A 21,475-nucleotide genomic window follows, 5' to 3' on the forward strand; every position below is an offset into this window, starting at 1 on the left:
ACTAAAGGTGCAGATGCACAATGTAAAGCTAATGAAAATTATTCTCATTATCTAAAGTGACGTTTATACCAAAAGTAAAATCCTGTTATCGTAAAAAACGCAGGGAGTAATGCGATAAATAACCAGATAAATTCAAGCAATGGGCCCGCGAAATCACCAATGTGAAACTTGTATTTGAAGCTCCAAACCTGCGTCGCTACGTTCGCTTTTGATGCATCGTAATAACCCGTTATTTCTCCATTTTGAGGGTTTGTCCAAACCCAGCTGTAGGCGTGAGACTCGCCGGGGTTTTGCATTCTGAAACCTATGTGTTCGCCTGAATTTTTTGGAAAGTAAATGCGAAATAGTGACGCATTGGGAAACACCGCTATGGCGTTTTGATAAGATGTATCGATAGCCACTGAAGCACTACTAGCATCGTGGGATAACGGTTCAGGTACTGGCCTTTTCTCAACTTTTGAAAAAGTAACGGTTTCCACCACCTGCTGCGTAGCGTTTTTCCAATTAAACGCCATGCCGCTAAAAGCGATGAGTATTAGTGGTATAGCCAAATAAACGCCCAGCACTGTATGAAGTTGATACATGAGAATTCGAAACTTGGCGCGGCGTTTAATCGCAAGGCGTTTTATTCTATTTTTTGGCTTTACCCAAAGGTAAAAACCCACAATTACTTCAAGAAGTAGAACTAAGGCACTAACAGACACCCAATTTCTAAGTGGCCTTTCGTTGTCACCATCTTGATACAACAGCCATCGATGGATAGCCATGGTGAACCCATAAAACGTGCTGTAATAATCGTATCTATGAAGTATTTCGGCAGAGTTGGGGTTTACGCTTACGTATTCGCCATTGTTGAGCTTCCCTTGCCAAGCGAGTTCAGGGTCTGACTCGGGCATTAAAAGCTCGACTTTCTGACCCGTCTCGTCTTCCAGCGCATTCACTATGTAAGAAAGGGGTAAGGGCGATTCGTGAGATTCTATGGTCCACTTCTCTGGTTGGACAAAGGTTTGGATATCCTTTGCATAAATTAGCAATGCACCGGTGATGCTAAGGCAAATAATAAATAACCCACATACCAGCGCTAATAGAAGGTGCAGTCGTCGTACCCAAAGTTTCAAAACAGCGCTCACAAATTGCGAAATAAACGCGAATAGTAACGATTCTCGAAAATTGGTCAATGAAAGTTAAACGCTAAAATCGTGCTTACAATCGCATAAGCTAAATGAATCTAGCCTACTTTGCAGTAAGATTAACCTTAGTTTTACAATTCAAGAGTACGTATCTTCATGTTAAGTCATGTACTCTGATGTAGACAGAAAATAAATAACAAGCGGTTGGAAACACAATTATGATAACGACAAAGAAAAGTTTACTGGCCATCACGCTAGTAAGCGCCCTAGGCTTGGGCGTCGCACCTACTTTATACGCCCAAAACGACAGTGAAGAAAAAACAGAATCCGAGCTTGAAACGTGGGAAGTCAGCAACCCACCTTATGCATTAAACGAAGTTACTATCAAAACAAACGAAACCACGTGGTCTAGCTTAGACGTTGCACCAAACGGCGAGTTTATGGTTTTTGACATGCTGGGCGACTTGTACAAAGTGAGCATGAGTGGTGGCGATGCGACCCCGCTGACCCAAGACTTCGCATGGAATATTCACCCTTCAATTTCTCCAGACGGTAAACACATCGCATTTATCTCGGATAAAGATGGGTTAAGTAACGTATGGGTTATGGACATTGACGGCAGTAATCTTCGTCAGGTAACCAAAGAGAAAAGCAATCTTATCCACTCTCCTAAATGGAGCCCAGACGGCGAATACCTAGTGGTTACCAAAGGCATTATGTCGAGCCGCAGTATTCCGGCTGGCGAGATTTGGATGTACCACAAATCAGGTGGTGACGGCCTACAAATTAAAGCCCGCAACAGCGGAAAGCGCGACCAACAAAACATTGCTGACCCTGTATTCTCTCATGATGGCAAGTATATCTATTTTACCGAAAATACGGTTCCGGGCGCCCGCTTTGAATATAACCGCGACCCGTTAGAGGGCATTTTTGCCATCACTCGCTACGACCGAGAAACCGGCGAAGAGAGCCGCTATATTAGCGGTACGGGCGGCGCTGTGGTTCCCACGCCTTCACCTGACGGTAAATACATCGCATTTGTGCGTCGCGTTAAAGATAGAACCGCGCTTTTCATTAAAGACATCAAGACAGGCGTAGAAACACCACTGACGTTGGAACTAGAGCGAGACATGCAAGAAGGCTTTGGCTCGGAAGGATACTTTGCCTACTTCGACTGGATGCCAGACAGCAGCGAAATCGTATATTGGACAGGCGGTAAGTTCCACACTATCAACGTGAAAGATAAAACCACCAGCACCATGGACGTGACCGTTGAAGGCACGGTGAAATTTGCCGATGCGTTACGTTTTGACGTAGATGTCGCACCTGATGAATTTGACGTTCGCATGATCCGCTGGTCTCAAATGTCGCCCAACGGTAAATCCGTACTCTTCCAAGCGTTAGGTAAACTTTATGTGCGCGACGTTAAATCTGGCAAAATTAAGCGTTTAACGAAACAAAACGACCATGACGAATACTATCCGCGCTTCTCTAACGACGGAAAGTCGATTGTTTATACGACATGGAATGACCAAGACCTAGGCACCGTTCGCGTGGTTTCTGCTCGTGGCGGGAAAGGAAAGGTTATTACCCAGCAGCCAGGTCACTACATTGAGCCGTCGTTCTCTGCCGATGGCGAGAAAGTCGTCTTCCGCAAGTTTACGGGCGGCTACTTACTAGACCCCAAATACTCGGTTGAGCCAGGAATTTACGTAGCAGACCTTGAAGAAGACACCGTAGAAAAAGTATCTGAAGGCGGCTACAACGCGCATTTCGCGGGTAACGATGACCGAGTGTATTTCACCGAATCAGCGGGTGGAGAAGCTTACTACGAAACCCAGCTTTCAAGCGTTAACCTTAAGGGTAACGACAAGCGAACTCACCTTTACGGTGCAGATAAAGTAAGTGAGTACAAACTTTCACACGATAAGAAATGGGTTGCGTTTGTTTACCAGTTCAAAACGTACGTGGCGCCGTTTGTCGAAAATGGCAAGCGCATTACCATAGGCCCGAACATGACCTCACTGCCGGTAACGCAGCTTTCGAGCCGTGCAGGTGAATACTTAACGTGGTCGCCTGACAACAAAACCCTTAGTTGGTTTAACGGCCCTACGCTATTTAGCCGTTCACTTGATGAAGCCTTTGCCTTTGTTGATGGCGCAGCGGAAACGCTGCCTGAGCCGGTAGCTGAAGGTATGGATTTGTCGTTTACCACTAAAGCTGACAAGCCATTTGGTTACAAAGCTTTGGTTGGCGGTAAAGTGGTAACCATGCGCGATGCCGACAACACCCAAGAGGTGATTGAAGATGGCGTTGTGCTGATTAAAGACAACCGCATTGAAGCAGTGGGTAAACGTGGCGATGTGACCATTCCTGATGATGCAATGAAAATAGACACAACGGGTAAAACCATTATCCCAGGGCTTGTTGATGCGCACGCTCACGGCTCGCAGGGCCGCAATGAGATTATTCCTCAGCAAAACTGGAGTCAGTACTCGAATGTGTCGTTCGGCGTAACAACCATTCATGATCCTTCAAACGACACGACAGAAATTTTTGCTGCGGCAGAATTACAGCGTAAAGGCGATATTGTTGCGCCACGTATCTACTCCACCGGCACGATTTTATACGGTGCAGAAGGACTAGGTTACAAAGCGATTATCAACAATTATGAAGATGCCTATTTCCACGTAGAGCGCTTGAAAGAAGCCGGTGCTATTTCAGTGAAAAGCTACAATCAGCCGCGTCGTGACCAGCGTCAGCAAGTGCTGTGGGCAGCAAAAAATCAAGAGATGATGGTAGTGCCTGAAGGAGGCGGTAAGCTTCAGCAGAATCTGACTATGTTGGTAGATGGCCATACGGGTCTTGAGCACAGCATTCCTGTGGAAAAAGGCTACAGCGACGTCACTCAACTATGGAAAGCCACAGAGTTTGGCTACACGCCGACCTTTGTTGTGTCGTACGGCGGCATGATGGGTGAAGAGTACTGGTACGACAAAACTGAAGTCTGGAAGAACCCGCGTCTTCTTCGCTATACCCCGTCGACGATTCTAGATAGCCGTGCGATCCGCAGACCTACTGCGCCAGAAAATCAGTACAACCACCAAAACGTAGCAAGCTACGCCAAAGAGCTTCGAGATAATGGGGTCAGTGTACATATTGGCGCTCACGGACAACGTGAAGGCTTAGCTGCTCACTGGGAGCTGTGGATCATGGAACAAGGCGGCTTTACGTCTTGGGAAGCGCTACGCGGCGGTACTATTGATGGCGCGAAACACCTAGGTATGGGCAAAGATCTTGGCAGTATCGAAAAAGGTAAACTTGCTGACCTAGTGGTGATTGATGGCGACGTATTAAGTGACATTAGAAAGAGTGAATTCGTAGAATACACTGTACTAAATGGACGCGTATACGAGTCGGCCACCATGAACGAAGTGGGCAGTAAGAAAAAACGCAAACCGTTCTTCTTTGAACAAGACAATGCCACCTTTATGCCGCAACAAACGGCAGATGATGTGGAAGCGAAAGCGCACCACTATCATTGGGAGCATTAATTCTGCGTCCAAAGGCCTGTAGTAATAAATAACATAAACTAGTAGGCCTTAATTAACCCAACGCTAAAGCCGACGAAAGCTTCCTGTTTCGTCGGCTTTTTATTTTCTGAATATGAAAACTTACCTGTGCATGTTTAAAACTGAGTTTAGTCTTAAGTAAAAGAGTGGTATAACTGCGTTAAGGATGGAGGGTAATATATGAACCACCCCAAATCAGATTAAAAGGACTTATTCGCCATGCAGTATTATTTGCCACTAGCATTACTGCTTAACGCACTCATTTTTGCTTCAGCTGGCGCTCAAACGAGCGAAGCCCCTACCTATTATCAAGATTGCGCTGTTCTCGATTTTGGCGAACAAGATCTATCTACGATGACAGAAGCGGAGAAAATACAAGCGTTAGACGACTCCTTATTTGGCGCGCTAAACCAAAGCGAAGAATGCATGAACGCAGCGGCGCAATCGAGCGCACAAAGCGTAGCTAGCGCGGCGGGTCAAGGTACAGGGCAAGGCGCTGGTGCGGGTAATACCTCGAGCACATCATCTTCGGGGGCAGGCGCTGGGCAGTCTAGCTCACAAAGCAGCACTGAGTCTCAAGAATCATCGACGAATACACAAACAACCACTTCAAGTTCAGATCCTTCAAAACAGTCTGTTGGAGGACAAGCGAAAGGTGGAAGTTCAGCGGTATGTGACGCCGTAATTGCCGGCTTGCAAGGAGCAACAACTGAGTCTGAAAAGGCGCATTTCCAAGCATTAAAAGAGCAATACGGTTGTAAATAAAAAATCAGAGGAAGGAAAGGATATGTCTTCATTTAAACCCAAGGCCCTGTTTACCGTGGTCGCAACAGCATCGTTTATACTCTTGAGCGGATGTGGCTCAACGCAGACTAATGTCACCAGTGTAGGACCATCTATGGTAGGCCCAGGAGGCGGTCAGGCGTTAGGCGCACAAAAAAATACCTACAACTACAACTCCGAAATTTACATGGATGTTGCCATACCTGTATTTGACCCGGGCTTTCCAACAGAACGTGATGGCACTATCGATTACGATGAAATAGAAGAGGAAGGGATTTGGCCTCAAGTGCGTCGCTTAGAAGCTAACCGCTTTGCGATAGCAACCAAAGAAGCCCTAGGTGAAACCAAATCTTTCGGCAGCATTAACGTAACGCCAGATGCTTCTGCACTTGCCGATGTTTACGTGCTGGGCAAAATTAATTACTCAGATACTGAAACTGTAGAAATTGGCGTGAAAGTGATGGACGCTAAAAACACAGTGTGGGGTGAAGAAGAATTTGAATACCGCGTAAGTGAAGGCTGGTATCGCGATGCCATGTCTCGCGGCGAAAACCCTAACGGCCCAGTTTTCGAGCAAATTGCAAAATTCGTTTATGATTTGCTTATAAAGAAATCCGATGCCTACAAGCAAGAAGTGCAAATGGTGTCAGACCTGCGCTACGCACAAATGTATAGCCCTGAGTCGTTTAGCCAATACCTTACTCAAGGCAGAAGAGGTGAGATTGAGCTAGTAAGTGCGCCTTCAGATAGCGATCCAATGCTTCGTCGCGTGCGCGCCATACAGGCAAAAGATGAACAATTTATAGATAGCCTTCAAGAAACCTATGATTCTTTTTGGGTAACCACTGAAGAGCCATACCGTAAGTACCAGAAAGAGACACTTCCTGAAGCCAAGAAAATCAGAGAACTTGAAGCAGAGCGCACCACACAACAAGTCACGGCAGGGTTATTCGCAGTCGCGTCAGTGCTTTTAGGCTCTAACTCTAGCTCAACGGCTGGTCAAGTAGCCGCTGCAGGTGCTGGTATTGCCGCAATTGGTACACTGAGCGAAGCAATCAAAACTAACAAAGAGCTTCACGCCCAACGGGATCTATTCGATGAAATGGGTCAAAACCTTGATATTCAGGTAGCCGATCAAATTGTTGAAATAGACAATCAACGAATTGAGCTTCAAGGCACAGCAAGCGAACAATACTACCAGCTTCGCGCTCGCCTTAAAGATATCTATGACATGGAATCCACACCAATGACTGCGCTATAAGCCCAGTCGTTGGTGCTATCAAAACCATTAAATAAGATATCTATTCTATTGTTAAGTTAGAGAGTAAAGGGTTACGCATGCCAAGCGTTGAGCAACAAATAGAGCAAAGCAGAGCAAAGAAAAAGGCACTCATAAAAAAGTCACTGCTCGGTTTTTCACTGGTCATGTTGATAGGCGTCGCAGGCGTGCTCCTTATCTCATATATGCCAACTGTCACATCGAACGTTACGGACGTCACGGATGACACAACAGCAGTACCCCAAACCGCAAAATCCACACCCGTTGTGGAAGTTAATGAAGAAGAACGAAAAGCCCTTCAAATGGCGCTTAGCGAGTCAAAACAAAGTGTAAACGACTTGGTTAGTCGCGTTTCACACTCCCAGATGTTCCTAGAAAAAGCGAGTGAAGTTGAGCGCAAGTTGAATAGCGCGTTTAATGAATATGGCGCGTCCAACTACAGCGCAGTTATGAATGCACTAGATGATATAAAGAGCTCAGTTGACACAATAAATACTGACTACGAAAACGCCTACACTCAACCTTATGAAGATGCCCTCCTTGCCTTCAATAACGGGAATATTTCAAGCGCGTTTAACCTAAACAAAACGTCGTTAACGATAAACCCTGATTTCGAAAAAGCGAACATTTTGCAGCAACGCATTGATGTATTTGACGAGGTGCAAGACGCCTACGAGCAGGCACGCATTGGTAAGGTCGAAAACAACATCAGCAAACAGCGCGAAGCGTACGCAAAAATAGTACAGTTAGATCCTGCCCGTAAAGACGCACAGCAAGCACTTGATGCTATTAACCGGCAATTGCAAGACAGCCGATTTGATACGCTGCTAGCTCAGGCAAATCGAGCTATCGAGCAAGGTGACTACCCTGCTGCCGCAGAATTCCTCAATGACGCCAAAAGTCTAAAAGCTTCAAGCAGTGAGCTTGCCACCATTAGTAAAAAGCTCGCGTCTTTAATTGCTTCACAAGAGCAGCAGAAAATTGAAAATCAAGTCGCCTTGTTTGTCAGCGCAGATGAATGGCAAACCGTAAAGCTGCTAGCTAATAAAGGCCTCGCTAGCTTTCCAGCCAGCCCTGCTTTACTTGAGGCAAAACAAAATGCCGAAGCCATACTCGATGCAGAAAAAAGCTTGAGCGCTTACCAAAGGCGGCCAGAACGTTTATCGGATAACAACGTCAGAAATCTAGCCCTTAAAGACATTGCGCGAGCAGGTTCACATGCAGAAAAGAGCGCAAAACTGCGTGCCCAAATATCTTCACTTGAGCAAGTGATCGACAATATCAATCAGCCCCGTTCCGTAACAATAACGTCGGATAACGATACCTATATTAAGGTACTTGGAGTAGGCCTCGTGGGGGAAGTAAAAACAAAAACCATTCAGCTGAAACCTGGTACATATCGCATTGAAGGGAGCCGCGAGGGTTATCGCTCAACCATTCAAGAGATTGTAGTTTCACCGTCAGACACCAACCTATCAGTACATGTTGTATGTACTGAAAAAGTATAAGGACCTATCTAGTGAGCAGTATTGATGACGCCATAGCCAAAGGAAAGAAGCGAAGAAAAGGCGTTGCTATAGCTTCATTAATAGGACTGGCCGCCGTTCTCGTTGTTTATTTTGGCTGGCTGTTTCTTACCAAAGGTTATGCCTTTGCAGTTTCCCCAGAACGTGCAGCACAAAATCCGCAATTTGTTGTTTTAAGTGGTAGTGCGATGTTCATCAGTGACAAGCTTTACGTGTTTGGTAGCCATGCCAAAGTCCAGGTTTCGGCCCCAAAATATCAAGACGCCACGGTTGTTATTAACAACAACTCGCCAAGCACTATTAATGTTACGCTCGTTCCTTTACCGGCAAAAGTCACCCTATCAACCTCCCCTTCGTTGAGTGAAATAACCTGGCATTTAAACGCTGAGAAAGTAGCGGTATCGAGAACCTACGTAACGGAATTAAAAAAGGGCAGCTACAGAGCGAGCGCCAGTCATCCGCATTATGAAACGGGTGAGATCCAATTTGACGCAGATATCGCGCAGGAAATTGAACAAGTTATTTCACTTTCTCCAGTTAAGGGCGCAATTAGCATAAACTCAAGCCCTTCTGGTGCCAATGTCTCCCTTGACGGTAAAGATATGGGTGTCACGCCACTTTCTATTAATATGAATGGCGGTAAGTACGAAATTGTCGTGACGAAGTCAGGGCTAGAGCCATTGGAAGACACCATTGAAGTCACTAGCCAACGCCCTAACCCGACAAGAAACTATAACCTTCAACCCCTTCAAGCACAGATAACAGTTTCGACAGACCCTCAGGGCGGCGTACTTACAGTAAATAATAAACCGACTGATACAAGATCTCGTGTGGATGCGAATACGCCACATATCGTCAAGTATGAAAAAACCGGATTTACTTCACAAAGCCAGCGGATCACGCTAGCTCCCGGCGAGAACAAAGCGCTTACGTTCAACCTTCAAGAAGAGCGAGGACAAGTGAATATAAGCGCGTCGTTAAGTGCAAAAGTTTTCATCGACGGTTCGTCTAAAGGTCAAACGCCGCTTAATTTAACGCTTCAAGCTTTACCGCACACAGTAACATTCAAACGTGAAGGATATCGCAGTGTAACCAAGACTATTACACCTAGTGCAAACAAGCCGGTGAAAGTACACGCTGATATGCTTACAGAGTTTGAAGCAAGACGGCGTGAAGGTAAGCCGCTTTTTGCAAATACACTGGGTATTCAACTTTCGCTTGTTACACCCAAGGCCTTCACTATGGGCTCTCCTGCAAACGAAAAGGATCGCCAGCGCAATGAAACACAAAGAGACGTATCTTTTTCGCGTAAATTCTGGATGTCTAATCACGAGATTACTCAGGCGCAGTTCGCCGCGTTCGCAGGGAAAGGCGCTAGCAGCAAGCTACCGATCACGAATGTTTCGTGGAGTGATGCGGTTGCGTTTACAAATTGGCTAAGCGAGAAGGAAGGTTTAACACCGTTTTATGTTGTTCAAAATGGCAGAGTAACTGGTATTGATAAAACCTCGAAAGGCTATCGTTTACCTACGGAAGCCGAGTGGGAATTCGTTGCAAAAATGAATCGCCGAGCATCACCAACAATCTTTGTTTGGGGTAATCAGTTTAGGCTTCGCGATAAACAAGGTAACTTCGCTGATGCATCGCTAAGTGGGAAACAGACCTTCATTTTAAAAGACTACGATGACGGATTTGTCGACAAAGCCCCTGTTGGTTCGTTCAAAGCTGAACGTGGTGGATTCTACGATTTAGATGGCAATGTGCGTGAGTGGGTCCACGATGTTTACCAGAATTCACCATCAAACCAGTCTGGTACTTTTGCCGACTACCTAGGCCCTGTTGGACAAGGTAAACACGTAGTAAAAGGCGCGTCGTTTCAAACGGGTCGGCTTAAAAATATTCGCGCAAGCGTGCGCAGCGGTGAGACTGAACCTGCTGACGATATAGGCTTTCGCATAGCGAGGTACGAGAATTAATATGAAAAAGAAACTGATCATTGCTGCAGTATTGTTGGCCATTGCGGGCACCGCAAGTGCGTACTTTGTATCGTTAGATTCGCCGCAAGACTTTCCAACTAACATTTAACTATCAAGGAATGATGATGAATAAAGAGAATACGTTGTCAATGAACCCCAGCTTTCTTGTAAGTGGCGGGGTCTTTCTATTTATATTTGCCTTGGTACATTTCCTATTTGCCGGTGTCATTCGCCCCGCGGCCGAAAAAGTCATGGCAACGGCTGGCACAGCGTCCCTATCCTCTTTCTGGGTTATTCTTAAAGATATCGAGCAACAGGTTTGTATCTCGCTGATGCTGTTTTGCATTTTCCTAATGGTTTACAAACTTTGGAAGCTGCTGGATGAAGAAGAGATTTACTCACGAGACTTACTGCCTGAGCACAACAAAGATACGCCACTAAATGTAGATAAAGCGTTAGATGAGCTTTCGTCTTCATCTTATAGCGACACCCCCGCATACAGCACGTGGATAAACTGCATTAGACGCTTTAAAAACACACAGAACGTGCAGCATGCTGCCGATGCAATCCACGCTTCGGTAGAAAATATTGCTGCCCAGCTTGAAAGTGGTAATAACGTGATTCGCTACATAATCTGGGCTATTCCTTCGATTGGTTTCGTTGGCACTGTTCGCGGTATTGGCGCAGCCCTTGCGCAAGCAGACGCAGCCCTAGATGGTGATATCGCGGGAATGACGGCTTCGCTGGGCGTTGCGTTCAACTCTACGCTCGTCGCGCTTTTTATATCGCTTATATTAATGTTGTTAATGCACCTGTTAAATGGTCGCCAAGACACTATGGTAATTCGCACACAAGAGTCTTGTGAACACCACCTTCTGTCACACCTTCACAACTAATTAGGCGAGACAGTAATGCCTAAAGTGCGTAAAGCCGAAGACGGATTTAACCTGGCGTTTTTAGACGTTATGGCCTGTGGCCTTGGCGCGGTTATTCTTATTTTCATTCTGGTCGACTTTAAAGCGTTTACACCTACACCAACTGAAGAGAAAGAAAAATTAGAGCAGGAACTCGCCGCCGCAGAGCAAGAACAACAAAAACTCAAAAAGTCGATTGACGAATTAAACGATAAAATTGCCCTTGAGTCAGCGAAGCAAGACGATGCTCAGCAAGCGCAAGCAGATACAACGCAAGACCAGTCAAAACTACTGCAAGATATCTCTACAGAAATGGCAGTAGTGGCTGATCTTGAAAACCAGCTAGCCGCATTGTCTAAAGAAGTAGAAAAGTCAGCCAACATTCAAATGCAAGGTACCGGCGAACAGAACTACATCACTGGCATGAAAATAGAGGGCCCGGAAATAGGTCTGCTAATTGACAAAAGTGCGTCAATGATGGGCGACAACTTGGTGGATATTTTAGGCAAGTTAGCGTTGAGTGATAGCCAGAAGGTCTCTACGCCGAAGTGGATACGCACCAAACGGGTAGCCCAATGGATGCTCGCGCGAGTCCCTTTAGAATCAAGAGTCACCGTAGTGACTTTTTCAGACACCGCTACCACACTAGGCCTTCGTGATGTAAATAGTGCCAAAGTCAGCGGTTCGATGAACGCAATAGTTAAAGACCTCGGTGCTGTCGTCCCCAATGGAGGAACAAATCTTCAAGAAGGTTTAAGCATTTTATTTAAAGCTAACCCAAACATCACCGATGTGTATATTGTCACCGATGGCCTTCCTACCTTGGGTGACGGACTACCTATGAGCTGCAAAAGCTTCATTAGTAGTAAAAAGTCAATTTCATCAGATTGCCGTAAGACCTTATTTGTTGAAACCGTTAAGCGCGCTAAGAAAGGCGTGCATTACAATGTGATTTTGCTGCCCATTGAGGGCGATCCTTTTGCTTCACCTATGTACTGGGAATGGACCCGCGCAACAAGCGGCACTTTCCTATCACCTGCTCCGGAGTGGCCTTAATGCGCAAAATTCAACGAGCCCCCGTTGAGGTATTCAACATTGCCTTTCTCGACATAATTTCCTGTGCTTTCGGCGCCGTAGTTATGCTGGTGCTTCTGGCCAAAAACGGTACTGAAGACACCGAGCGCGGCCCTAGTAACGTAAGCGTTCTTATTGACCAGGTATTACAGGCTCAAGTTGATGTGGAAACGCTCAAAGGCGCACTGTCAGATAAGCAACAAGAACTGAAAGCAGCACAAAGCAAAACGGCTTCCGTCACGGAACAGAAAGACAATTTAGACTCATCGATACCACGCGCACAACAAACCATTAATCAACTGAAAGACAAAGCTTCGTCGCTGCGTAACGAAATACGCCAAGCAACCGCTATGTTAAATACGCCGAATCCGACAGATACCCCTGACGATGATGTTGGTGGAATTCCCACCGATGCTGAGTACGTTATTTTTGCTATCGATAACTCGGGTTCCATGTCCTCTGGCAGTGGTTGGAATCGCGTGATCACCATCGTAAACGACATTTTAAAAAACCATCCTAAAATGAAAGGTTTTCAGATTATGTCTGCTGACGGAAGCTTTATGTTTTCCAGTAGAGCTGGGCAATGGCTAGATGACAGACAAACAATGAGAGATACCGCAATGAGCCAAATGAAGAGCTTTAAAGGAGGGGCGAGTCAGCCTGAAGCGGGGATCCTTAAAGCCATCAAGCTGTATAAAAACACCAAGGGGCGCGTGAGTCTTTACGTGTTTGGTGATGATTATCAAAGGCCGAATTTAGATCAGATTGTAAGTCAGATTACCCAAGCTAACCAGGGTGCCAATGGACAGCCTGTTATTCGTATACACGGCGTAGGCTTTAGCCGAAGTAATGGAAACGCACAGCGCTTCAGTGCATTTATGCAGGCGGTGGCGAAGCGAAACCGCGGCGCTTTCATCGGCCAATATTTTTAGTCTCTATTGGCCGATGAATCGCCTCGTTGGCCAAGGTTTTATCTGTTTCGGCCATACTGTTCGTGTGACGACACCCAGTCTGACGAACTAATGGCTGATGCTAGTGATATCTCTCCAGCCAACACCACAGACGCCACAATTTCTGCAAATTTATACACGCGATCTCGCCCGTAGCAATCCAGCAACTCTAAGCACTCGCGCTGTGTACCTATTCCTGTACCACCGCCATACGTCGCTACGATGAGCGATGGAATGGTAATAGACACGTACAGGTCACCGTCGTCTGTTAATTCTGAATACATCATTGCCGCCGACGATTCAGATACGTTTGCAACATCCTGCCCTGTGGCGATAAACATAGCAGTAATACCGTTTGGTGAATGCAGACCCGTGTTATTCACACCAGACAAGAAAGATCCTACGCCAGCTACACGGCCGTGATAATCTATCTGTTTGGGGTCTACGCGCATTACTTCTAATAAATGTTCGCGTTTAATAGTGGCTTCAGCTGTCACCCGTTTACCACGGGTACGCATAATATTTATTTGAGAGGCCTTTTTGTCTGTAGCAAAGTTAGACTCAAGGTAGAAATTCTCTATCCCCTCATAATGATCAAGTATCCACCCGCATGCTGCGAAGGTAGCACGGCCAACCATGTTTTGACCCGCTGCGTCACCGGTCTTAAAGTTAAAACGCAAAAACGCAAATTTGTTCGATAGGAAATGGTCGATATACGTCAGCTTAGCAATACTTGAGGTCGCTTCTGCTTCTTCCTTAATCTTTTCAAAGTTTGCTTTAATCCATTTAACGAAATCTCTGGCACCTCGTGCATTTTCAAAAATAAATACAGGGGCTCGCTGCATAGCATCGTCGACGACCGTTGCCGTTACGCCACCGCTCATGTTAAGCAGCTTCATGCCTCGGTTGTACGATGCCACCAGCGTACCTTCGGTAGTCGCTAACGGCACGACAAACTCCCCTTGTGCATGCTCTCCGTTTATCTTCAACGGCCCTGCAATACCAATAGGAACCTGCGCCACGCCAATAAAATGCTCAATATTCCCCTTAAGCGCTTGTGGGTCGATTGAGTACTTACCTACGTGATCAATTTTCTTTCCGGTGGCGCTTTCGAAATATTCTTGGCGTGTTTTTATAATACTTTCGCCGTAGTCATCCATGTCGTCACGAGGAATAAAAGCGCTGCGTTGTCCTGGCGCAGTAATATTGTCTTCCACTTCAAATTTAAGCTTTCCAAAAGGCGAAGCAGAAAAGCAAATACCCAGTTTTCGCTTTTCTGGGCACGGCGCTTCATCAATATCTAAATGCACGGTAATGGTTTGACGCAAGCCAAAGGGCTCTCCGTCTGATTTATTTAATGCTTCTACGGAAATAGTGGAGTCGGGAGTTAACTGGAGTGAAATTTTATGCTCTGGAATTTTTTCGCCATCAAGAACGGAAATAGTGGAGTCGGGAGTTAACTGGAGTGAAATTTTATGCTCTGGAATTTTTTCGCCATCAAGAGATATCCACTTTACTTCTTTAATGGTTGCGTCTTTCAATCTGTTTTTCAGAGAAAAAGATAAGCCTTTATCTGTCTTCGTAAGACTTGCGCGTGTATAGAGTTGCTTTAAAAGTATGCCGGGCACAAACATGAGGCTTCCTTCTGTGTGTTTTTACCGTGTTATTTTCATATTCCTTTGTTTTTTATAGCACATTCTTTATACAGCTCTATGACTTCTTTGTATTTTACTGGCAATTATTTGTGTCTGAATCACTTCTAAATTTGAGCCAGCCGCTTTCAAAAATGCGCCAACACCAGTGAAACCGTGTGCTACTGAAATATAGACCTTAGCAGTAATTCATCAAGTTCCCAACCCACCTAAAGTGAACACCGTCACCGCAGTAATGTTGACCACAAGGTATCTGGTAGTAACAAAACGGAGGCGTCAAGGACTGTGATGCCAAGGAGAAAAAGCCTAAACGGAAGTGGCGGCCAGATACCTTTAACGTGACCCAAACAAAGTTAGATAAGCACTGCAACGCAAATGCATAAACAAAAAAGGAATGGAGATGAGAACAGGACTGTTTAGAAAGGAAGTCATTGATGAGCAATCAAATGCTGTTGATGGACGTTTTTTAATGACCCCAAAACCTGTTTATTCTGCAATAGCTGGCCTGCTTGTGGTCTGGATTTTGGCAGTGATTATTTATCTAAATACGGGAAGCTACGCACGAAAGGCATCAGTGAGTGGATGGCTGGAACCCAGTCATGGCGTTTTTAAGCTCTATGCCGATGCAAGGCGCGGCAAAGTACTTGATGTATTGGTCAGTGAAGGTCAATTAGTGAGTAAGGGCGCGCCGCTAATTAAGATCAACTACAGTAGCGACGATGCATCAGGTAATAAAGTTAGCACGCAGTTGCTCGCTGAGCTTGAAGCAAAGCAGCATCGAACACGTCAAAGTATTCAACGTCTTGATGTGTTGCATAGAGCGCAGCGACAAGGCTTAGAAGAACAACTAAGCCAAGCCAAACGGGCATTAACGGCTTTAGACGCCATCGTTGAATTGTCGCAAACCCAGTGGGCACTAGCACTAAAGCAGTGGGAGAAAGCGCAAACCTTACTTAATCAAGGGCACATTAGCCAAGCAGACTATGAAAACCATACGCTACAAAGATTGACCGCCGAACAACAGCTTACGTTGGCCCAAAAAGACCAAAATGACGAAAAGGCGAATATCGCTGCTCTCCACCATGAACTTGCCACTTTGCCTCAACAGCAGGCCAATGAAATGGCAAACGTGGAGAACACCTTGAGCGATCTCACGCAGCAAATAGTAAGTCACAAGAGTAACGCAGAAGAAACGATTTATGCGCCTCACAATGGCGTAATATCCGGCCTTCAAGTAAAGGCGGGATATACCATCGATAGCTCTCGCCCGCTTCTTACCTTACTGCCTAAAAATGCCGACATTCAAGCGCGTATTGCAGTTCCCGTGCGGTCTGCTGGATTTTTACGCAAAGGCCAAGCCCTGCATATTCGATACGACGCATTTCCTTATCAAAAATTTGGTGTGCAGTCAGGCGAGATAGTGAACATTTCACCTTCGTTGGTGCTACCTGGTGAGCTTACCGACATCCCTATTTCTATTAGTGAACCCGCTTATCTTGTTACTGCAACGCTAAATACAAAAGAAATATTGGCTTATGGAAACAATATTTCACTGAAAGCTGGGATGACATTTTCTGCAGACGTAGATTTAAGTCAACGTACGTTGATGGAGTGGTTAATGGAACCACTGTATAGCATTACTGGGAAGCTGTAATCATGATGAACATTACACACCCACTTTCAACGCAAATCCTTTATACAAAAAAGCGTGTGCCCGTTGTACTGCAAAGCGAAGCAGCTGAGTGTGGACTTGCTTGTATGACTATGATTGCGCAGTACTATTCTGATAAACGTGATCTAAATGCTCTACGTCAGACTGTGTCTGTGTCGCTACGAGGCACTACGTTAAAAGACGTAATGCGCATTGCCAGTGATTTGGGTTTCCAAACCCGCGCCATCAAGATAGAAATGGAGCACTTAGCGCAATTATCTTGCCCTGCAATTCTACATTGGAACATGAATCACTTTGTTGTGTTAACTAAAGTGAAAGGAAAAACCCTTACCATTCACGACCCCGCGCTTGGAGAAAGAAAACTCACTTATTCTGAGGCGTCGAAGTACATTACCGGTATTGCACTTGAAGTCACGCCTAGCGACACATTTAGTCCCAAGAAGTCCGCGCCACGTTTGGGTCTTAGTCAATTCTTCACTCGAACAACAGGGTTTAAGCGCAATCTTCTAACCCTTTTTGCGTTATCGATTGTGTTGCAGTTATTTGCACTTGCTTCACCCTATTACATGCAAACAGTCGTAGATGATGTATTGATTTACAACAACGATGCATTACTGAAAGCGCTGGCAATAGGGTTTGCCCTGCTACTAATAATAGAAACTTTTACTAGCGGGATAAGAAAGTTCGTTATTCTGTCGGTGTCGTCTCGCCTTCAGCTTCAAATGTCGGCGTCGGTATTTAAGCACTTATTATCGCTTCCCTTGGACTACTTCGACAAGCGACATATTGGCGATGTGGTATCCCGCTTTGGCTCACTGGCGAGTATTCGTGAGTTCCTAACCACCGGCCTGGTTACTGCGCTGTTAGACGGGCTCATGGCAGTGATCACACTAGCAGTAATGATTTTATATTCGCCCAAACTCACTCTGGTTGTAGTGGCGATCATGTTTGCCTACCTCGCCGTTCGTCTTGGACTGCTGCCGTTTATTAAACGTCTTACAACTGAACGCATTGCGCTTGCAGCATTAGAACAAAGTCACTTTATGGAAAGCGTACGCGCTATCCTACCTATTCGCGTATACAGCCAAGAAGTACAGCGCCACGGGCTGTGGCAAAACAAGCTTGTCGCCACGCTAAACAAAGACATCACTCTTGGAAAAATCAACATAGGCAGCGCACTGACCAATCAGCTATTGTTTGGCGCTGAAAATTTGGTCGTTGTGTATATTGGTGCCAGCCTGGTTATGGAAGGAACCCTTTCGATAGGGATGCTGCTGGCATTTATGGCGTACAAAGCTCGCTTTGTCAGCGCATTAGATGGCGTAGTTAACAAGCTGATTGAGCTTAGTATGTTAGGTGTTCACTTCAACCGCTTAAGCGACATTTTACTTACACCATCACAGCAGAAGCCTCTGTCGTTAAAAACTAAGGACGATACATTTGAAAAACAAAACGTTCATTTTAGCAATGCAGACGTCCCCAACTCATCCACGTCCAACTCACTTGCACCTAACGTTTTAACACCTGATGGCGCAAGTACGCCCTCGCTTCTTGATGCCAAAACTCGCCCTGTAGCGCTTAAAGCGACGGCGCTCAGTTATCGCTACAGTGAAACCAATGCGTGGGTGTTTAAAAATCTAATGTTCTCGGTACATAGCGGAGAGATCGTCGCAATCACAGGCGATAGCGGCTGTGGAAAAAGCACAATGCTTAAGTGCCTGATGGGACTGTACCCTGTTTCAGAAGGCAATATCGAACACCCAAGCTCTACAAACCCAGTCATCGCGTCAGTGCTTCAGGAGGATACCTGTTTAAGCGGCACCATCGCGCAAAATATCTGTTGTTTTGAAGAAGCTCCCGATCTCAAGAAAATGGTTTACGTCGCTCAGCTTGCCTGTATCCATGAAGAAATCATGCAAATGCCTATGCAATACCACTCCTTGGTCGGTGATATGGGTAGCAGCTTAAGTGGTGGTCAAAAACAGCGCCTGCTTCTAGCAAGAGCGCTTTACCAAGAGCCAGACATTTTATTTTTAGACGAAGCAAGCAGTCACCTAGATATGGAAAACGAGGCTCAGATAAATCATCACCTTAAGTCTCTAAATATGACGCGAATTATTGTGGCACATCGGCCTCAATCAATTGCCATGGCAGACAAGGTTTATCGTCTGGAAAACGGCAACTTACATCTATGCCCTCCCACTGAAGTAACAGGAAGCGCAACATCAGGTAAACACGGAGAAACACTATGAAAACACATGAAATCAGAGAACCCGCAGTATTGATGACAGCAGCTGAACGCATGCAAATAGATGCGAACGGCATTACCGCCCGGAACAGCGTTATCCCCATTGACTGTTTATCAAAACGCGAACTACAAGTTGCACACAAAATAATGGAAGGACGCTCAAATAAGGTTATTGCCTCAGAGCTATTCATCAGTGAAAGGACCGTCAAATTTCACTGCGCCAACATTTACAAAAAGCTCAACATTAGCAACCGTTCTGTGCTTATTGCCTGCTGTTTTAGAACCCTTTACCAAGAAGTGGCTTCGCTGTAAGCGTGTCCACTTCATTACTCACCACGCCACTACAAGGAGCGTACATTATGAAAAACCATCCATTAACTCAGAACCAACCAGCGAATACTAAGCTTGCTACCGTTGCTGAATCTCAGCTATTTGAGGTATCCGGCGGCCTACGAGCTCGCCTAAGTGAAAGTGTGCCGGTAGTCGGTCCAACACCTAAAGAGCCCGTTTACATAACCATGGCTATTGGTGAAGGCGGCGGCAAACTACCTGATATTTTGTCGTAACTTACCGCTTATCAAAGTCAACACATGGATACGGTTTAGACAGTATCCCATGTGTTGCTTTAAGGACTACTAGATTCTATGAACACTTAAAACGCTAGCAAGGAACGCAAATGCACGTCGCACTACTAGGCAGTGAGCAAGACCCACAAATTCAACATATAGCCAAAGCACTTCACCAAAATAACACGCCCTTTTATTTCGCCAATACGCAACATTTTGGTTCTACTTGGAAGATCAGCTATGACCCTGACTTCGATGACGGGCTAATTCATTTCAATTCGCCTTCACTTTGCGACCAACCTAGAGTTACGTTCTCGAATACCCAGGCCGCTTATTGGCATGAGTACCTACCTGGCATACCGCTAAAAGCCCCTCGTGATAATGCTAAAAACGATGCCAGTGCAGATGCTCAAACACAAGGTGATAGACCTCATGATGGTGAATCTACTTTGCTAGAAAACGCAGGGTGGGTTGAGCAAGAGCGAGCAAGTACGCTACTTTGCTGGTTCAGCTATAGCGACATTAAATGGGTGAACTCTATCGACGCTGTTCGAAGCCACCAGTGTAAACCTTATCAATCGCGTATTGCTGGCAAACTAGGAGCACATATTCCCTACACCTTTGTTGGCAATGCACCCGAGGTTGCTTCGCAGTTTTGTAACAATATGCGAGACGTTATTTACAAGCCCGTACGCGGCGGTCGAACTGCGCAGTTTGTGAATAAACAACCAAACATGCGCCCGTTACTCAATGCGCTTTTAGGTGAACGCCCTGTTACCTTTCAAAAATATATTGCAGGCGTGAATGTACGAAGCTATGTGCTTGGCAATGACGTACTCAGCGTACAAATCGACTCAAGTGAATTAGATTACAGGAATGACGACAATGCGAGCGTATCGGTGATCCTAGTCCCCAGCGACGTTAAGCAGTTAGCTATCAAAATATGCAAAGCATTAGGTATGCACTGGTGTGCTATCGACTGGCGTAAAAGTGCGAAGGGAAAATACTTTTTTCTAGAGGCAAACCCCAGCCCTTACTTCCTAAAAGTAGAGAACGATACCGGTCTAGATATAACAGAAAAATTGGTAGCACTGCTGGTGAAGACTTCGTAGTAGCAAGCAGGACGTTTAGAGGCTAATTGGGTTTCCAAAACAAATTTGCGATTGTTTAGAAGCCTTTACGCAATCATTGACAATACCCCAACAACCTATCAATATGATAGGATGAATTTCAAAAGGCATTCATGGCTAATCACAATCCCCAAGGAATTAATGAATTCCCTCTTACAGAGGAAACTGCCAGAAAAATAATGAATGACCTCGCAGAAAACTATACTCACCGGATTCGGTGGACTAAACATGTTAAACAGCGCATGCATGAGCGAGGAATCACTACAGGTCAGGTGATCACTTTATTAAAAAGTAAGCACTCAGTATTTAGAGAGGGGCCATATCTTGATATTTCTGGAGACTGGAAATTTAATTTGAAAGGTTTAGCTGCGGGCAAAGTTATCGAACTCACTGTTTCACTTAAAAATCATCATGATAGTCCAATGTCATTTCTAATTACTGTATGGATAAGTTGAGAGGGTAAAATGTACCATTACACTGAAAGCGGGTTATCAAATGTATACCTGAAAAACGGTGTTACCGTTGAAGTTGTAGACGGTGAAGAATATACAAGCATTGACGATATGAACGGTCTTCATAGTGCGATAGCACAGACAATTGTTAATACCAACAAGCCTCTTGCTCATGATGAGTTTAAATTCTTACGTGTAGAACTAAATGTTTCTCAAAAAATGCTGGCGAATCGTTTTGGTGTTGATGAACAGACCATTGCTCGTTATGAGAAAGGTCAAACAAAAATTCCACGGACAACAGATGCTGCCTTAAGAGCCTTATACATGGAAAGCCAAGAGAAGAATAATCCCGTAAGTTACTTTCTTGATTTACTAGCAAATACCCAAGCGGAAGAAGCTGCAAAAATAATTCGTCTTGAAGAAGTCGAAGACCATTGGGAAAAAGTAGAATGGTAAAAAAGCCGACTTAACGTCTAATGCCGATCAGTTAAGAATATTTTCCTGATCGGTTGACCGATCGTTTTAAGACTTCAAAATCCGATATCAGTCTC

The 21,475-nt window shown here is 45.3% G+C and carries 17 protein-coding genes; 15 read left to right on the forward strand and 2 right to left on the reverse strand.

Annotation, left to right across the window (positions count from 1 at the left end; genetic code table 11):
* Window positions 1–47: 47 nt before the first annotated feature.
* Complete coding sequence (locus WA381_RS10490; protein WP_061486670.1) at window positions 48–1,178, reverse strand: PepSY-associated TM helix domain-containing protein; 1,131 nt, start codon at window positions 1,176–1,178, stop codon at window positions 48–50.
* Between the two features lie 170 nt (window positions 1,179–1,348).
* Here WA381_RS10490 and WA381_RS10495 point away from each other — a divergent pair, with 170 nt between their 5' ends.
* From WA381_RS10495 to WA381_RS10530, 8 genes are all read left to right on the forward strand, one after another.
* Window positions 1,349–4,684, forward strand: coding sequence for an amidohydrolase family protein (locus tag WA381_RS10495; protein WP_156087005.1), 3,336 nt, complete (start codon window positions 1,349–1,351; stop codon window positions 4,682–4,684).
* 237 nt (window positions 4,685–4,921) lie between these two features.
* On the forward strand, window positions 4,922–5,467 hold the full coding sequence (locus WA381_RS10500; protein WP_039233996.1) for a hypothetical protein: 546 nt from the start codon (window positions 4,922–4,924) through the stop codon (window positions 5,465–5,467).
* A gap of 22 nt (window positions 5,468–5,489) precedes the next feature.
* On the forward strand, window positions 5,490–6,746 hold the full coding sequence (locus WA381_RS10505; protein ID WP_014950954.1) for a hypothetical protein: 1,257 nt from the start codon (window positions 5,490–5,492) through the stop codon (window positions 6,744–6,746).
* A gap of 77 nt (window positions 6,747–6,823) precedes the next feature.
* Window positions 6,824–8,272, forward strand: a complete 1,449-nt coding sequence (locus tag WA381_RS10510) for a hypothetical protein (protein WP_156087006.1) — start codon at window positions 6,824–6,826, stop codon at window positions 8,270–8,272.
* An 11-nt stretch (window positions 8,273–8,283) separates the two neighbouring features.
* Window positions 8,284–10,266 carry an SUMF1/EgtB/PvdO family nonheme iron enzyme gene (locus WA381_RS10515; RefSeq protein WP_156087008.1) on the forward strand — a complete coding sequence of 661 codons (1,983 nt, stop codon included), beginning with the start codon at window positions 8,284–8,286 and terminating at the stop codon, window positions 10,264–10,266.
* 125 nt (window positions 10,267–10,391) lie between these two features.
* Window positions 10,392–11,162 carry a MotA/TolQ/ExbB proton channel family protein gene (locus WA381_RS10520; protein ID WP_014977564.1) on the forward strand — a complete coding sequence of 257 codons (771 nt, stop codon included), beginning with the start codon at window positions 10,392–10,394 and terminating at the stop codon, window positions 11,160–11,162.
* A 15-nt stretch (window positions 11,163–11,177) separates the two neighbouring features.
* Entirely contained in the window at window positions 11,178–12,236 is a 1,059-nt protein-coding gene (locus WA381_RS10525; RefSeq protein WP_014977565.1) for a VWA domain-containing protein, read from the forward strand.
* Window positions 12,236–13,186, forward strand: coding sequence for a VWA domain-containing protein (locus WA381_RS10530; protein WP_014977566.1), 951 nt, complete (start codon window positions 12,236–12,238; stop codon window positions 13,184–13,186). Before WA381_RS10525 ends, WA381_RS10530 begins: the two co-directional genes overlap by 1 nt.
* Before the next feature lie 38 nt (window positions 13,187–13,224).
* Here WA381_RS10530 and WA381_RS10535 read toward each other — a convergent pair whose 3' ends face one another.
* Window positions 13,225–14,838: a hydroxymethylglutaryl-CoA reductase gene (locus WA381_RS10535; protein WP_156087010.1), complete on the reverse strand. Its 1,614-nt coding sequence runs from the start codon at window positions 14,836–14,838 to the stop codon at window positions 13,225–13,227.
* Window positions 14,839–15,256: 418 nt separating this feature from the next.
* Between WA381_RS10535 and WA381_RS10540 the strand changes: the two genes are divergently transcribed.
* From WA381_RS10540 to WA381_RS10570, 7 genes are all read left to right on the forward strand, one after another.
* Window positions 15,257–16,510 carry an HlyD family secretion protein gene (locus WA381_RS10540; protein ID WP_014977568.1) on the forward strand — a complete coding sequence of 418 codons (1,254 nt, stop codon included), beginning with the start codon at window positions 15,257–15,259 and terminating at the stop codon, window positions 16,508–16,510.
* 2 nt (window positions 16,511–16,512) lie between these two features.
* On the forward strand, window positions 16,513–18,780 hold the full coding sequence (locus WA381_RS10545) for a peptidase domain-containing ABC transporter (RefSeq protein ID WP_156087012.1): 2,268 nt from the start codon (window positions 16,513–16,515) through the stop codon (window positions 18,778–18,780).
* Window positions 18,777–19,088, forward strand: a complete 312-nt coding sequence (locus WA381_RS10550) for a helix-turn-helix domain-containing protein (RefSeq protein WP_014950963.1) — start codon at window positions 18,777–18,779, stop codon at window positions 19,086–19,088. Before WA381_RS10545 ends, WA381_RS10550 begins: the two co-directional genes overlap by 4 nt.
* Window positions 19,089–19,135: 47 nt before the next feature.
* Window positions 19,136–19,342 carry a hypothetical protein gene (locus WA381_RS10555; protein ID WP_014977570.1) on the forward strand — a complete coding sequence of 69 codons (207 nt, stop codon included), beginning with the start codon at window positions 19,136–19,138 and terminating at the stop codon, window positions 19,340–19,342.
* 110 nt (window positions 19,343–19,452) lie between these two features.
* A complete protein-coding gene (locus tag WA381_RS10560; protein WP_014977571.1) occupies window positions 19,453–20,454 on the forward strand; it encodes an ATP-grasp domain-containing protein in 1,002 nt (333 codons plus the stop codon).
* Between the two features lie 131 nt (window positions 20,455–20,585).
* Entirely contained in the window at window positions 20,586–20,927 is a 342-nt protein-coding gene (locus tag WA381_RS10565) for a DUF4258 domain-containing protein (protein WP_061486677.1), read from the forward strand.
* A gap of 9 nt (window positions 20,928–20,936) precedes the next feature.
* Window positions 20,937–21,380 (forward strand): helix-turn-helix domain-containing protein, encoded by a 444-nt coding sequence (locus tag WA381_RS10570; protein WP_014950967.1) that lies wholly within the window; start codon window positions 20,937–20,939, stop codon window positions 21,378–21,380.
* Window positions 21,381–21,475 lie beyond the last annotated feature (95 nt).

Source organism: Alteromonas sp. CH_MED4-4 (genome assembly GCF_037029575.1).
Classification (GTDB): domain Bacteria; phylum Pseudomonadota; class Gammaproteobacteria; order Enterobacterales; family Alteromonadaceae; genus Alteromonas; species Alteromonas macleodii.